At 74.7% G+C, this 14,071-nt stretch carries 10 protein-coding genes; 5 read left to right on the forward strand and 5 right to left on the reverse strand.

Features of this window, described 5'->3' with window-relative positions; all coding sequences use genetic code 11:
• The first annotated feature begins 47 nt into the window (after positions 1-47).
• The 5 genes from IE287_RS04515 (at position 48) to IE287_RS04535 (ending at position 5,281) form a co-directional block, all read left to right on the forward strand.
• Complete coding sequence (locus IE287_RS04515) at positions 48-551, forward strand: single-stranded DNA-binding protein (RefSeq protein ID WP_189847554.1); 504 nt, start codon at positions 48-50, stop codon at positions 549-551.
• Between the two features lie 224 nt (positions 552-775).
• Positions 776-2,254 carry a Cys-Gln thioester bond-forming surface protein gene (locus IE287_RS04520; protein ID WP_189847555.1) on the forward strand — a complete coding sequence of 493 codons (1,479 nt, stop codon included), beginning with the start codon at positions 776-778 and terminating at the stop codon, positions 2,252-2,254.
• 267 nt (positions 2,255-2,521) lie between these two features.
• Positions 2,522-4,186, forward strand: coding sequence for an energy-dependent translational throttle protein EttA (gene ettA, locus IE287_RS04525; RefSeq protein WP_189847556.1), 1,665 nt, complete (start codon positions 2,522-2,524; stop codon positions 4,184-4,186).
• Between the two features lie 7 nt (positions 4,187-4,193).
• Entirely contained in the window at positions 4,194-4,619 is a 426-nt protein-coding gene (locus IE287_RS04530; protein ID WP_189847557.1) for an acyl-CoA thioesterase, read from the forward strand.
• Entirely contained in the window at positions 4,616-5,281 is a 666-nt protein-coding gene (locus IE287_RS04535) for a DUF8010 domain-containing protein (protein ID WP_189847558.1), read from the forward strand. Before IE287_RS04530 ends, IE287_RS04535 begins: the two co-directional genes overlap by 4 nt.
• Before the next feature lie 201 nt (positions 5,282-5,482).
• Here the strand turns inward: IE287_RS04535 and IE287_RS04540 are convergent, their stop codons facing one another.
• The 5 genes from IE287_RS04540 to IE287_RS04560 all read right to left on the reverse strand — a co-directional run bounded on the left by IE287_RS04540 (position 5,483) and on the right by IE287_RS04560 (position 14,013).
• Positions 5,483-6,085: a hypothetical protein gene (locus tag IE287_RS04540; protein WP_189847559.1), complete on the reverse strand. Its 603-nt coding sequence runs from the start codon at positions 6,083-6,085 to the stop codon at positions 5,483-5,485.
• A gap of 123 nt (positions 6,086-6,208) precedes the next feature.
• Entirely contained in the window at positions 6,209-7,171 is a 963-nt protein-coding gene (locus IE287_RS04545; RefSeq protein WP_189847560.1) for an ABC transporter ATP-binding protein, read from the reverse strand.
• Positions 7,168-10,041, reverse strand: a complete 2,874-nt coding sequence (locus IE287_RS04550) for an FtsX-like permease family protein (RefSeq protein WP_229883272.1) — start codon at positions 10,039-10,041, stop codon at positions 7,168-7,170. The genes IE287_RS04545 and IE287_RS04550 overlap by 4 nt, the downstream gene beginning before the upstream one ends.
• Positions 10,041-13,367, reverse strand: a complete 3,327-nt coding sequence (locus IE287_RS04555) for an FtsX-like permease family protein (protein ID WP_189847561.1) — start codon at positions 13,365-13,367, stop codon at positions 10,041-10,043. Before IE287_RS04555 ends, IE287_RS04550 begins: the two co-directional genes overlap by 1 nt.
• Positions 13,368-13,605: 238 nt before the next feature.
• Positions 13,606-14,013, reverse strand: a complete 408-nt coding sequence (locus tag IE287_RS04560; protein WP_189847562.1) for a globin — start codon at positions 14,011-14,013, stop codon at positions 13,606-13,608.
• Positions 14,014-14,071 lie beyond the last annotated feature (58 nt).

A 14,071-nucleotide genomic window follows, 5' to 3' on the forward strand; every position in this document is an offset into this window, starting at 1 on the left:
AGCATGGTGTCCACCAGGACGGACGCGGGGACGGGGAGGGCACGGAGATGAACGACACGACGGTGACGTTGGTGGGAAACGTGGCGACGGCGGTGGAGTACCGGGAGACGGCGGCGGGAGCGGCCGTGGCCAGGTTCCGCTTCGCGGTGACCGCCCGGCGGTGGGACCGCGAGCGGGCGGTCTGGACCGACGGGACCACCAGCTTCTACACGGTCTCGGCGTGGCGCTCGCTCGGCGCCAACGTGGCCGCCTCGGTCTCGGTGGGGGAACCCCTCGTGGTTCACGGGCGCCTGAAGGTCCGTGAGGACGAGCGCGACGGGCAGCGCAAGACCTTCGTCGACATCGACGCCCTCGCCGTGGGCCACGACCTGACGCGCGGCACCTCGGCCTTCCGCCGGAGCGCGCGGGCCGAGCCGGGGCCGGGGGCGCAGGCTCCTCCGGGCGCGCGGGAGGGCGACCTGACGGATCGCGAGGAGGTCCGGGGGCTCGTGCCGGCGGCCGGAGAGGACCCCTGGACGACCGCTGCACACCAACTGGTAACCGTCCCTTGACCTTGTGTCGTGGGGATTTGTCGACCAACTCGCCGGGGGTATAACGATTCCGATTCGGAATGGTTATCTCACCGTATGACCGGGGACCGGGCTCTTCCGTCTCCCTAGGATTCCCGAGTACTCATGAGGCACATGAGCCCATCGAGTCAGTGAGTCTGCTGGCGGACGCTCCCCCCACGCGAATCGACCACGTTCGCGGAGCTTTCCGCCCGGAGGGGAAATAAATGTTTTCAGTTCGTGGGCGCGGTGCTGCCCGCCTGGCCGCCGCGACGCTCGTCTCGGGCCTGGTGGTCTCCAGCGCGATAGCCTTCGCGGGACCGGCCATGGCCGACGAGCCCGGTTCGGACGGCGGCGGCGTCGCCGCTGAGCTCGGCGGTCTCGTCGAGTCCGGCCGGATCAAGATCGAGAGCGACAAGGGCAACTCGACCCAGCGCGGCGGTCTCTTCAACCTGACCGTCAAGGGCGGCGGCTCGCTCAAGGCGTACTGCATCGACCTGTGGACGTCCACCGACTCGGGCACGAAGTACCGGGAGACCGACTGGGACAAGTCGACCCTCCACGAGAACCCGAACGCCGGCAAGATCCGCTGGATCCTGCAGAACTCGTACCCCGAGGTGAACGACCTCAAGGCGCTCGCCGGCAAGGCCGGTGTGGACAGCCTGACCGGTGACGAGGCCGCCACGGCGACCCAGGCCGCCATCTGGAAGTACTCGGACAACGTCACGGCCACCCCGGAGGACCCGGAGGCCAAGGCGCTGAGCGACTACCTGGTCGCCGAGGCCGCCAAGGCCCCGGACCAGGGCGAGCCGAAGGTCTCCCTGGCCGCCGAGCCCGCCTCCGTCGCCGGCAAGGCCGGTGACAAGATCGGCCCGTTCAAGGTGACGACCACCGCGACCGCCGCCGACGCCGTCAAGGTCTCCCTGCCCGCCGACGCCCCGGCGAACGTCAAGGTCGTCGACAAGGCCGGCGCCGCCGTGACCGCCGTCGGCAACAACGCCGAGCTCTTCCTCGACGTCCCGGCCGGCACCCCCGACGGCCAGACCAAGGTCAGCCTGCAGACCAGCACCAAGGTCTCGATCGGCCGCGTCTTCGGCAGCGTCGAGGGCCACGAGCAGACCCTGATCCTGGCCGGCAGCAGCGAGTCCACGGTCAAGGCCGAGGTCACCGCGGCCTGGGCGAAGAAGGGCGCGGTCCCGGCCGTGACCGTCGCCGAGAACTGCGCCAAGGGCGGCGTCGACATCACCGCCTCCAACGAGGGCGACGAGCCCTGGACCTTCGACGTGAAGGGCACCTCCTACACGATCGCCCCGGGTGAGACCAAGACCATCACGGTCCCGGTCGCCGAGGACGAGGCGTACAACTTCACCATCACGGGTCCGAACGACTTCTCGAAGAGCTTCCAGGGCGTCCTCGACTGCAAGACCGCCCCGAGCCCGGAGCCGTCGACCGGCACCCCGTCGGAGACCCCGTCGACCGGCACCCCGTCCGAGACCCCCTCGGAGAGCCCGGCCACCCCGGCGCCCAGCACCTCCACGGACGCCTCCACCGGCACGACCGGCACGACCGGCACCACCGGCGGCGACCTGGCCGAGACCGGCAGCTCCAACGCCACCCCGATGATCGCCGGCATCGCCGTCGCGCTCGTCCTGGCCGGCGGTGGCGCGGTGTTCTTCCTCCGCAAGAAGAAGGCCGCCGGTCACTGAGCACGACCGAGCACGACGTCACGGGGTGACCGCACCCCGTGACGGCGACGGCCCCGGACGCATCCGCGTCCGGGGCCGTCGCGCGTACCGGCACGTCACGGTGCGTCCGGGCAGGTCCGGGCGGGTCCGCGCGCGTCCCCCGCGTGTCCCCGGCGCGCCCGGAAGGCGCTCGGCCCTGCCGCGCCCGAGGTACTGGTTTCCGCCTGGGGGCGGCGGTGCGGCAAGATGGGTGTATCTGCCCACTCACTCTTTGCCGGACGGTTTCTCTTGGCTGAGTACATCTACACGATGCGCAAGACGCGCAAGGCGCACGGCGACAAGGTCATCCTCGATGACGTGACGCTGAGCTTCCTGCCGGGTGCGAAGATCGGTGTGGTCGGCCCGAACGGTGCCGGTAAGTCCACCGTTCTGAAGATCATGGCCGGGCTGGAGCAGCCGTCCAACGGCGACGCCTTCCTCTCCCCGGGCTACTCGGTCGGCATCCTCATGCAGGAGCCGAAGCTCGACGAGTCCAAGACCGTCCTGGAGAACGTCGAGGACGGCGTTGCGGAGATCAAGGGCAAGCTCGACCGGTTCAACGCCATCGCCGAGGAGATGGCCACGAACTACACGGACGAGCTCATGAACGAGATGGGCAAGCTCCAGGAGGACCTGGACCACGCCGAGGCGTGGGATCTCGACACCCAGCTGGAGCAGGCCATGGACGCCCTGGGCTGCCCGCCCGGCGACTGGCCGGTCAACAACCTCTCCGGTGGCGAGAAGCGCCGCGTGGCGCTCTGCAAGCTCCTCCTGGAGGCCCCCGACCTGCTGCTCCTCGACGAGCCCACCAACCACCTCGACGCCGAGTCGGTGAACTGGCTGGAGCAGCACCTCGCCAAGTACAAGGGCACCGTCGTGGCCATCACCCACGACCGGTACTTCCTCGACAACGTGGCCGAGTGGATCCTGGAGCTCGACCGCGGCCGCGCCATCCCGTACGAGGGCAACTACTCGACCTACCTCCAGAAGAAGGCCGAGCGCCTCAAGGTCGAGGGCAAGAAGGACGAGAAGCGCGCCAAGCGCCTCAAGGAAGAGCTCGAGTGGGTGCGGTCCAACGCCAAGGGGCGTCAGGCCAAGTCCAAGGCGCGCCTCGCGCGCTACGAGGAGATGGCCGCCGAGGCCGACAAGATGCGGAAGCTGGACTTCGAGGAGATCCAGATCCCGCCGGGCCCGCGCCTGGGCTCCGTCGTCGTCGAGGTCAACAACCTCTCGAAGGCGTTCGGCGAGAAGGTCCTCATCGAGGACCTCTCCTTCACCCTGCCCCGCAACGGCATCGTCGGCATCATCGGCCCGAACGGCGCCGGCAAGACCACGCTGTTCAAGATGATCCAGGGCCTGGAGACCCCGGACGCCGGCGAGATCAAGATCGGCGAGACGGTCAAGATCTCCTACGTCGACCAGGGCCGCGCCAACATCGACCCCAAGAAGACGCTGTGGGCCGTCGTCTCCGACGAGCTGGACTACATCAACGTCGGCCAGGTCGAGATGCCGTCCCGCGCCTACGTCTCCGCGTTCGGCTTCAAGGGCCCGGACCAGCAGAAGCCGGCCGGCGTGCTCTCCGGCGGTGAGCGCAACCGCCTCAACCTCGCGCTCACCCTCAAGCAGGGCGGCAACCTGCTGCTCCTCGACGAGCCCACCAACGACCTCGACGTCGAGACCCTCTCCTCGCTGGAGAACGCGCTCCTCGACTTCCCCGGCTGCGCCGTGGTCGTCTCCCACGACCGCTGGTTCCTCGACCGAGTGGCCACGCACATCCTGGCGTACGAGGGCGACTCCAAGTGGTTCTGGTTCGAGGGCAACTTCGAGTCCTACGAGAAGAACAAGGTCGAGCGGCTCGGCCCGGACGCCACCCGTCCGCACCGCGCCACGCACAAGAAGCTCACCCGGGGCTGAGGACGTCGTGGCGAGGCACCTCTACAGCTGTCCCCTCCGCTGGTCGGACATGGACGCCTTCGGGCACGTCAACAACGTGGTCTTCCTCCGCTACCTGGAGGAGGCCCGGATCGACTTCATGTTCCGGCTGGCGCCCGGGGACGGCAGCCCGTCCTTCTCCGGCGGGTCCGTCGTGGCCCGCCACGAGATCGACTACCTGCGGCCGCTGGTCCACCGGCACGAGCCGGTGGCCATCGAGTCCTGGGTGACCAAGATCGGCGCGGCCTCGCTGACGATCGCGTACGAGATCAAGGACCCCGACGTCACCTACGTCCGGGCGTCCACGGTCGTCGTGCCGTTCGACCTGGCGTCGCAGCGCCCGCGCCGGATCTCCGAGGAGGAGCGCCGCTTCCTCCAGGAGTACGTCGACGACGGGATGACGTCCTCCGCATGACCGTGCTCGCCCCGCTGCACTTCGCCGACCCCAGGGAGGCGGCGGCCCTCGCCGCCTTCCTGACCCGGCTCGTGCACTACGACCGCGCCGCCGCCGTCCGCCTCCGGGCCGGGGGCGGCGCGCTCGCCGTCTTCGGACGCCCGCCCTCCTTCGAGGTGCTCGCGATCCGCACGGCCCGGCTGGTGGACGACGTCGACCTCGACGTCACCGTCTCCGCCGGGGAACTGCTCGACGGCATCGAGGAGGCGGCCGGCAAGGCCGTGGTCCCCGGCGCCGTCACCGGCCCGCCCTGGGCCGGTGTCCTCCCGCCGCGCTCCGGCTGGCGACCCGTCGGGGGCCTGCCCTCCGCCGGGGAGCTGCGCGGGGCGGTCGCGGCGGCCGTCGCCGAGTTCCGCCGCCGCGACGAGGAGCTCCCCGAGGAGCTGCGCACCCGCGCCGAGCGCGACCGCGTGGGGCGCGAGATCTGGTCCCGCGTCCTCGGCGCCACCGGCCTGCCCCTGCGGGCCGTGCACGCCGCCCAGTCCCTGGGCTTCCTCCCGCCGCAGGAGCAGCTGCCGGTGGTCCTCATGGCCGCCGGGCCGTGGCTGCGGCTGCGCACCCCGTACGGCTCCGTGGCCCTGCGCACGGCCCCGCCCTCGCTCCTGGTCACCCCGGCGCCGTAGCCGCCGCCGGAAGCCCGCTCACCGGAGGCCCGCTCACCTGAGGCCCGCTCACCTGAGGCCTGCCACCGGAGGCCCGCTCACCGGAGACCCGGCCGTCGAGCCCCCGGTGGCCCCGGGGCGCGACCGGGGCGGCTCGTGCGGCCCGGGCCGCTGACGGCCGGGCGCCCGTCGCCGCCGGGAGAGCCGGGGCCGCTCGTGGCGTCACCGGATCCGGTCGTCCGTCCCCTCGACCGCCAGCGCCGCCACCGAGAGGCCCGCGGCGAGCAGCAGCAGGGCCCCCGGGAGGAAGAGCGAGCCCCGGGCGACGTTCTCGTCGGCCGGGACCGGGTCCATCCTCCGGGCCGGGTCGTAGGCGATCGCGACCGTCTCGCCCGCCCCGCCGAGCTTCCGCTCCCAGGCGAACTCCCGCGGGTGGCCGCCCGGGCAGTCCAGCGCGTGGTGGTACAGCCGCTTCGGCTCGGGGGCGCCCTCGCCGAAGGTGGGGTGGTCGGTCACCCGGACCTTCCCCACCACCACGCACTCCACCGTCGCCCCGCGCACCCGCGAGTCGCGGGCCTCGATCCACACCGCGCCCAGGCCCGCGAGCAGCAGCACCAGCGCCAGAACGCTGCCGCCCTCGCGGAAGAGCGCGTGGTGCGCCGCCACCGCGAGCCCGGCGAGGACCAGGGCGACGAGGACCGCGAGCGCGGCCGGCGTGCCGAGCGGGGAGCGCATCGACCAGCTCCCCCACAGGTGCAGCAGCGCGCCGGAGCCGAGCGGCACGGTCACCGCGCCGGCGTACGCGAGGACGCGTCCCTTTCCCACCCCGACCCCCCGCCCCCCGACCGCCTACCCCCGCCCCCCGACCGCCTACCCCCGACCGCCTACCCCCGGCCACCTACCCCGACCATCCCCCGACCGGGACGGGCCGGGGGCGGGGCCGGTTCCTCAGTGCTGGTGCTCCACGTCGTCCGGCCACACGCCGATGTGGTCCTGCTCCAGTTCGAGCGCCACCCGGTGCTCCATGCCCAGCGCCTTGGTGTAGTCCGCAGGGAGCTGGAGCCGGCCCGCGCGGTCGAGCATCGCGTACTCCCGCGCCACCAGCGACTCCCGGCCCTCCTCGTCGACCTCCGTGCGGCGCAGCACCTCCGAGGAGGTGCGGCCGTCCCGGATCGCGACCGTGCGGCGCACCTCGGTGGCGACCGCCTGGTCGTGGGTGACGATGACGATCGTGGTGCCCAGCTCCTCGTTGGCCCGGCGGAAGGCGGCGAAGACCTGCTCGCCGGTGGCCGAGTCCAGCTCGCCGGTCGGCTCGTCGGCGAGGAGCACCGACGGGTTGTTGGCGAGCGCGACGGCGATCGCCACCCGCTGCTGCTGACCGCCGGAGAGCTGGTGCGGCCGCCGGTCGCGGCAGTGCGCGATGTCCATCATCGCGAGCAGCTCCTCGGCCCGCTCCGCCCGCTCGGCCTTCCTCCGCCGGCTGCCCGCCAACTGCATCGGCAGCGCCACGTTCTGGGCGGCCGTCAGGTAGGGCAGGAGGTTGCGGGCGGTCTGCTGCCAGACGAAGCCGACCACCTCGCGCCGGTAGCGCAGCCGGTCCTTGCCGGTCATCGCGAGCAGGTCGCAGCCCGCGACCCGGGCCGCGCCGGCGGTGGGCACGTCCAGGCCGGCCAGGATGTTCATCAGGGTCGACTTGCCCGAGCCGGACGCCCCGACCAGGGCCATCAGCTCGCCCTCCTTGACGAGGAGGTCGAGTCCCTGGAGCGCCTGCACCTCCACCCCGTCGGTGGTGAAGATCCGCACCAGGCGGTCGCAGGCGATCAGCGCGTCGTGCCCGTACGAGGGCCGGTCGCGGTGCGCGTTCGCCCGCCGCTCCAGCTCCTCCAGGGTCGCGTTCGCGGTCGTCGTCATCGTGCGTCTCCTGCCCTGAGTTCCTTCACCGAGCTCTTCCGTCCCGTCCACCACGCCTGGATGCCCGCCGCGGCCCCCGTCAGGAGGACCACGGCCACCGCCGGCAGCGCCAGCGACCACGGGTCGACCCGCAGCGGCACGTCGGTCAGTGCCGGGCTCCCCTCCGCGGTGGCCAGCGCCATCCGGTACAGGTCCACGCCCGGGGCGAGCAGCGGCACCGTCGCCCATCCGGCCAGCGCCCCGCCGAGCGCGGCGAAGACGGCCGGCGGCAGCGCCTCCAGGCCGAGCAGCCGCCGTCCCTGCCGCCGGGTCAGGCCCATCGTCCGCAGCCGGGACAGCAGCGTCGCCCGCTCGGGGCCGCTCCGCGTCAGCGACAGGAGCACGGCGACCACCGCGTAGGCGGCGCCCGCTCCGATCGCCGCGGAGTAGAGCCCCTCGGCGCCGGACTGGAGCGGCGAGTCCACGTACGACCCGTGCACCTCGGCGCCGGTCGTCACCGCGAACTCCTTCGACTTCGCCTCGACGGCCGCGCGCAGGGCCGGGCCGTCGGCGGCGCCGGTCACCAGCACGGCGGTCTGCCGCAGGTTGGTGATGTCGGCGGCGTTGACCACGAGGAAGTCCGCGCCGCGGACCGCGGGGGTGGAGGTCCGGACGGCGACCACCCGCACGTGGAAGGCGCCCGCCGCCGCGTTCAGCTTCATCGGCCGGTCGCCCAGGCGGGCGGCGACCCCGGGGGAGGCGAGCGCGGGCAGCACCCGCTCGGTGTCGCCGACCGCGTCGCGGCCGCCCTTGCCGGTCGAGGCGAGCAGTTCCGCCGGGAAGGCGCCGTTGTCGGTCCGCCGCGCGAGCCGGCTGTAGGCCGCCGGATCGACCGCGACGAGCGGGGCGCTCATCGGCTGGTCGGTGGCGACCGGAGAGGGCAGCGCCACCCCGTACTCGATCTGCACGGGCAGCGCCTCGCGGACGCCCCTCGTGCCGCGTACCGCCTCGGTGAGCCCGGCCGGCAGTGGTACGCCCTCGGTGCGGCCCTCGATCCGGGCGTCGGCGCCGGTGGAGAGCAGCGCCGCCCGGTCGCGGGCGTCGGCGACGCCCGCGAGGACCGAGCCGCCGAAGGCCGCCGTGGTCAGCGCCAGGACGAGCGCGAGCAGCGGCAGCACGCCGCCTGCCGAGGAGCGCCCGGCCCGGGCGATGGCCAGCGGGCCGACGACCCCGCGCATCCGGCGGGCCGGGCGGGCCAGCCACCGCAGCGGCACCGGCTGGATCCGTACGAGGGCGAGGGCGGCGATCACGCCGACCAGCACCGGGGCGGCGCTGACCAGGTGGTCGCCGGAGTCGGAGGTGCCGCGCAGCCGCAGCGAGCCGATCGCGCCGGCCGCCAGGACGAGCAGGGTCAGCTCGACGACGGTGCGGCGCCGGGACGGCTTGGCGTCCACCAGGTCCTCGCGGACCCCGTGCAGCCGGGGCGCCCGGTGCCGCAGCACGGCCCGGACCGGCAGCACGAGGGCGGCGACCAGCGCCACCAGGGCGGCGGCGAGGGCGGAGGGGAGGAGCGGAGCGGAGCCGGTGAGGGCCGGGGCGCCGGGCGTGTCCGGGCCCCGTACCAGGGCGACGGCGGCCGCCAGGCCGAGCGCGGCCGACGGGACGGCGACCGCGGCGGTCTCGCCGAGCAGCCGGAAGCCGATGCCGGGCAGGGAGGCGCCCCGGGCCCGCAGCAGCGTGAGCTCGCCGTCCCGGCGGGCGAGGAACAGGCCGCCGGTCATGGCGACGACCACGGCGGCGACCGCGCCGATGCCGAAGACGGCGACGGCGACGACGGGGGAGATCGCGGCGCCGGTCGCCTCGTAGCCGGCGACGACGTCGTCGAGGCCGGTGGCGAGCCGGCCGGTGGGGCCGGCGACCTCGCGGACCTTCACCAGCGCGGGTCCGCCGGACAGCGAGGCGAGGGAGGCGGCGAGCGGGCCGCCGTCCTCGGCGGTGAGGTGGTCGTGGACCGGCGGGAAGCGCCAGTACACCTCGGGGGTGCCCGTGGTGGTGGCGAGGGCGGACCCCGACGCGGGGGAGACGAGGAGGGCGGCCTGCCAGTAGGAGCTGAGCTGCGTGGGATCGGGCTTCATCGCGAGGAGCGGCGTGCGCAGCAGCGGTTCCACGGCCCAGTAGGGCCGCTCGGGGTCGCGCGGCTCCACGATGCCGGTGACGGTGAAGGCGACCGGCTCGGCGGCGATGCCGGGCACGTGCACGACGGACCCGGGCCTGATCCCCAGGGCCCGGGCGGTCGCCGCGGTCACGGCGGCCTCCGCCCGCTTCGGGCTGCCGGCGGGCATCCGGCCCTGGCGCAGGGTCGCGTGCGCGCCGAGGTCCGACGGGGAGGCGAGGGTGAACTCCACCGGTTCGTTGTCGGGCTTCGGCAGCCACGGGTCGAGCCCCTGGACGCGGATCATCGTCCGGACGCCGTGCACGGTCTGCCCGCGGTCGGTGAGCAGCGGCGCGGGCATCACCCCCCGCAGCCGCTCCTGGTCGCCGCGCAGGGTGTCCGGCGAGACCTCGGCGCCCTGCGCGAGCGGCGCGGTGATCTCGATCATGGACTGGTGGGCGGGCGCGGTACGGACGTCGTGCCGCAGCCCCTTCGTCTCGTAGGCGTCCACCACCCGCGGCAGCGCGGCGGCGAGCAGCGCGGTGACGAAGACCAGCAGCGCCAGTCCGGCCGCGGCGCCCGGAGCGGCCCGCAGCCGGGTGCGCACCCAGGGGGCGACGGCCGGGGCGGGGGCCTTCTCGGACTCGCCCGCCGGCGGCGCCGCGGGCGCGGGCCGGTGGGCGGGGGACTCGCCTGCGGGCTGCATCGGGCGGGGCTCCTCGCGCGGGACGTCGGGCATCAGTTGTCTCCCTGGTGGCGCAGGGACACCGCCGGGTCGTTGCGGCGCAGGGCGATGGCCGCGACGACCGCGAGCGGCAGGGCGGCGACTCCGGCGAGGAGCAGCGCCACCTCGCCGAGGGGCAGTTCGACCAGGACGGGAGGCACGGGCCGGGTGGCCCGGCCGGTGAGCACCACGAGCGGGACGACGACCCGGGCCAGCAGGGTGCCGAGGGCGACGCCGACCAGGAGCCCCACCCCGATCAGGACGCCCTGCTCGGCCGCGAGGAGCCGGGCGAGACGGCGGCGCGGCGCGCCGATGGCCCGCAGGATCGCGAACTCGGCGGCCCGCTCCCGTACGGATCCGGCCGAGCCGACCGCGAAGCCGACGGCGGCCAGCGCCGCGGCGGCGGCCGCCACCGCCATCAGGGCCGTGTGGGGGCCCGCTCCGAGGGGGTCGCCGAGCAGCTCGTCGGCGACCGCGTCGCGGACGACGATCTCGCCGGGCTCGTCGTCGGCGCCTTCGAGCAGTGCCCGGGCGACGGCGTCCGCCCGGCCGGGCTCGGGGGTCAGCCACCACTCGGTGGGCGCCACCGGTGCCGACGGGTCGGTCGTGGCCAGGTAGCGGTTGACGGCCGTCAGGTCGAGGAGGATGCCGCCGCCGTCCTCCGGGACGCCGCCGGCCGCCGCGGCGTCGGTGGTCCGGCCCGCGGTGCCGGTCGTCGGCAGGTCCTTCACGACCCGCCCGACGACGACGTAGAGCCGCCGGCCGCCGAGCGAGACCTCCAGGTGCTCGCCGGGCTTCGCCTTGGACGCGGCCATGAACGCCTCCGAGGCGATGGCCGGAAGCAGGTGGTCCTCGCGCCCCGCGGGCGCGGCGAGCCGCACCGCGTAGTCCTCGGAGAGGGGGGCGAAGCGGTCGGAGAAGACGCCGGTCAGCCCGTACGGGAAGGAGTACGGGGTCGCCTGCGCGTCCGCCGCGGGGGCGCCGGCCCGGCCCTTCAGCTCCTCCGGGTCCTGGGCGTCGCCCCGCAGGGTCTGCTCGCGGACCGCCTTCCAGCCGGCCAGCGTGCGCGCCGGGTCGGCGGTGCGCAGCGCCCCGTCCTTCCCGGTGGTGCCGAGCAGGTCGACGTGGAGGGTCTGGGCGCGCAGGTCGCCCTCGGAGAAGTCGGCGGAGATCTCGATGCCGGTGAGGACGAAGCCCGTGTCGGAGCGGGCCCCGCCGCCGGTCAGCGCCGTCAGGTCGAGCGAGAGCCGGTGGGTGCGGCCGTCCGCGGGCAGTTGCCCCGCGGACTGCCGGTACGGCACGCCGTAGGAGTCCTCCAGGACGAGGGTGACCCGTGCGCCGGAGGTGCCGGGCGGCGCCTCGCTGCGCAGGCCGACGACGACCGAGCGGCTGTCTCGGGGCAGTGCGAGGCCGGGCCGGGAGCTCTGCTCGGGGGCGAGCGGGGCGAGGACCCGGGCGGCCGTCCCGCCGCCCAGGTCCTCCCGCATCAGCAGGCCGCCGGCGAGCCGGTCGGTGGCGGCGGCGAGCACGGTCGCGGTGCGGCCGGCGACGTCCATGGTGGACCGGTGGACCGGCGCGACCTCGCGCACCCCGGGGACGGCGGCGAGCCGCGCGGTCCGGGTCGCGTCGCCGGGGCCGACGCCGAGCACCCGTACCGGGGCGCCGGCCCGGAAGTCGGCCTGGTCGTGCTGCGACCGCTCCCAGGAGCGGCTCTGACCGATCGCCAGCATGCCCATCGCGACCGCGAGGACCAGCAGCAGGACGGGGCCGGCGCCGCGCAGCGGGCGCCGGCTGAACTGCCAGCCGGCGAGGGCGGCCGACAGGCCCCGGCCGCCGGCGGCGCGCCGCTCGGCCAGCCGGGCGGCGGGCGGCAGCAGACGCAGCGTCAGGACGGTGCCGGCGAGCAGCGCGAGCGCGGGCGCGGCGACGAGCACCGGGTCGACGGAGGAGCCGTCGGCGGCGGCCTCCGGGCTGCGCTGGAGCTGCCAGAGCGCGATGCCCGCGATCAGCAGCAGTGCGAGGTCCGCCCCGGCCCGCACCGGCCACGGCAGGGTGCCGCCCCGGGCCTTGCGCAGGGAGACGGCGTCGCCGTCCCGGGCGGCGAGCGCGGGGGCGACGACCGCCGCCGCGCAGGCGAGGGCGACGCCCGCGGAGACCAGCCAGACGGTGAGGGACGGGGAGGTGTCGAGCCGGACCCCGAGCGAGGAGAGCGCGGACCGCTCGGCGAAGAGGCGGGTCAGCGGGCCGGCGAGCAGCGGGGCGACGGCGGCGGCGGGCAGCGCGAGGAGCAGCGCCTCGGCGGCGGCGAGGCCGGTGATCCGGGCCCGGGAGCCGCCGCGGGCGCGCAGCAGCGCGGTCTCGCCGGAGCGTTCGGTGCTCAGCAGCCGGGCGACGAGCAGCAGCGCGTAGGCGGCGAGCATCACCAGCTGCACGGCGACGACGAGGAGGGTGGAGCGGGAGACGGCGAGGGAGCGTTCGGTCTGGGCGAGGAGGGTCGGCAGGCCGGTGACCGCGCTGATCGTGGTGCCGAAGGCGGTGCCGTCGGCGGCGAGCGCCTCCGGCACCCGCGTGGACGACTCGCGCAGGGCCGTGATGCCGCCGGTCTCGAGGTGGGAGAAGTCGGCGGTGCCGAGCCAGGTGGTCTCGCCGAGGGCGAGGGCGCCGGAGGCGAGCACCGACGGGTCGGCGAGGAGCGGGCCGTAGGTGGTGAAGGAGACGGTCCGCACGCCGCGGCCGCCGGCCGGGTCGAGCAGCCAGTACGGGTCGGCGGTGTCGGTCGGCCGGTAGACGCCGGTGACCCTGACCCGGACCGTCTTCTCGGTGAGCCGGTCGGTCAGTTCGAGGACCGCGCCGGGGGCGGTCCGCAGCCGCTTCGCCGCCTCCTGGGGCAGCGCCGCCTCGACCACGCCGCCGGTGCGGCCGGCCTGCGGCCAGGCCCCGCCGACGAGGGTGAGCCGGGAGCGGTCGAGCGCCGCGAAGTGGGTCAGGTCGGGGTCGCCCCCGCGGGTCGCGGGCGGCCGGAGCGAGCGGGGCAGCGCGTACGGCCCCGAGCTCTCCAGGCGCCGGACGGTGACCGGCAGTCCGTCGAAGGCGCGCCGGGCGCCGTCGGTGACGGCCCGGTCGGCGGAGTCCCGCCGGTCGGCCGGCACCTGTCCGGAGACGAGCAGGTGCGCGGCGGCCGCCGAGCGGTCGCGGAGCCCGGCCTGGAGCGCGGCGTTCCCGATGGAGGACGAGAAGCCGGCGAGGGTCGCGAGCACCGTGGTGGTGAGGACGACGGCGAGCAGTGCCGCGCCGAGCAGCAGCCGGTGTGCCCTGACGCGCAGAAGTACGAACCCCGTCACCCATCCCCCTGGCAGCTCCACGCGCGTTGGCGGTCGCCCGAACGCCTGTCGAACCCTCGAAACGTTCTGGGAATGCTTTCATCGGCCACGGGCCGCTGGAAACCGCTTGCGCACCGACCTTGATGCGATCGTGACCGTTATTCGGTCACCGATTCCCGGAATGTGTTCATCCGGTGGCGCGGAGTGGTCTGAACCTCCCGGGTGGGGGACCGGGAGGGAAGGGGGAGGGCCGGCGTCCTCAGCCGGCGGTGTTCACCATCGAGGCCGCCGCGTACGTCATGTACCGCCACAGCTGGGTCTCGTGCTCGGGCGCCAGGTCCAGGCTGTCGACCGCGACCCGCATGTGCCGCAGCCAGGCGTCGTGCGCGGCCCGGTCGACGACGAAGGGGGCGTGCCGCATCCGCAGCCGGGGGTGGCCGCGGCGCTCGCTGTACGTGCCCGGGCCGCCCCAGTACTGCATCAGGAAGAGGGCGAACCGCTCCTCGGCGGGGCCGAGGTCCTCCTCGGGGTACATCGGGCGGAGCAGCGGGTCCTCGGCGACGCCCTCGTAGAAACGCCGAACGAGGCGGCGAAACGTCTCCTCACCGCCGACCTGCTCGTAGAAGGTCTGCTCCTGCACCGTGCCGTCCCCGGGAATCTCGTTCACCGTTCCATCGTCTCAGACGGGACGGCGGAGGACCGGAGGTCTAGGACCTCCGCTCCTC

The organism is Streptomyces omiyaensis (assembly GCF_014650895.1).
Lineage (GTDB): Bacteria > Actinomycetota > Actinomycetes > Streptomycetales > Streptomycetaceae > Streptomyces > Streptomyces omiyaensis.

Bases quoted from the DNA above. Each gene is read 5' to 3' on its own strand.
- IE287_RS04515 (WP_189847554.1), top strand. From the start codon at position 48: ATGAACGACACGACGGTGACGTTGGTGGGAAACGTGGCGACGGCGGTG.
- IE287_RS04520 (WP_189847555.1), top strand. From the start codon at position 776: ATGTTTTCAGTTCGTGGGCGCGGTGCTGCCCGCCTGGCCGCCGCGACG.
- IE287_RS04535 (WP_189847558.1), top strand. From the start codon at position 4,616: ATGACCGTGCTCGCCCCGCTGCACTTCGCCGACCCCAGGGAGGCGGCG.
- IE287_RS04545 (WP_189847560.1), bottom strand. From the start codon at position 7,171: ATGACGACGACCGCGAACGCGACCCTGGAGGAGCTGGAGCGGCGGGCG.
- IE287_RS04550 (WP_229883272.1), bottom strand. From the start codon at position 10,041: ATGCCCGACGTCCCGCGCGAGGAGCCCCGCCCGATGCAGCCCGCAGGC.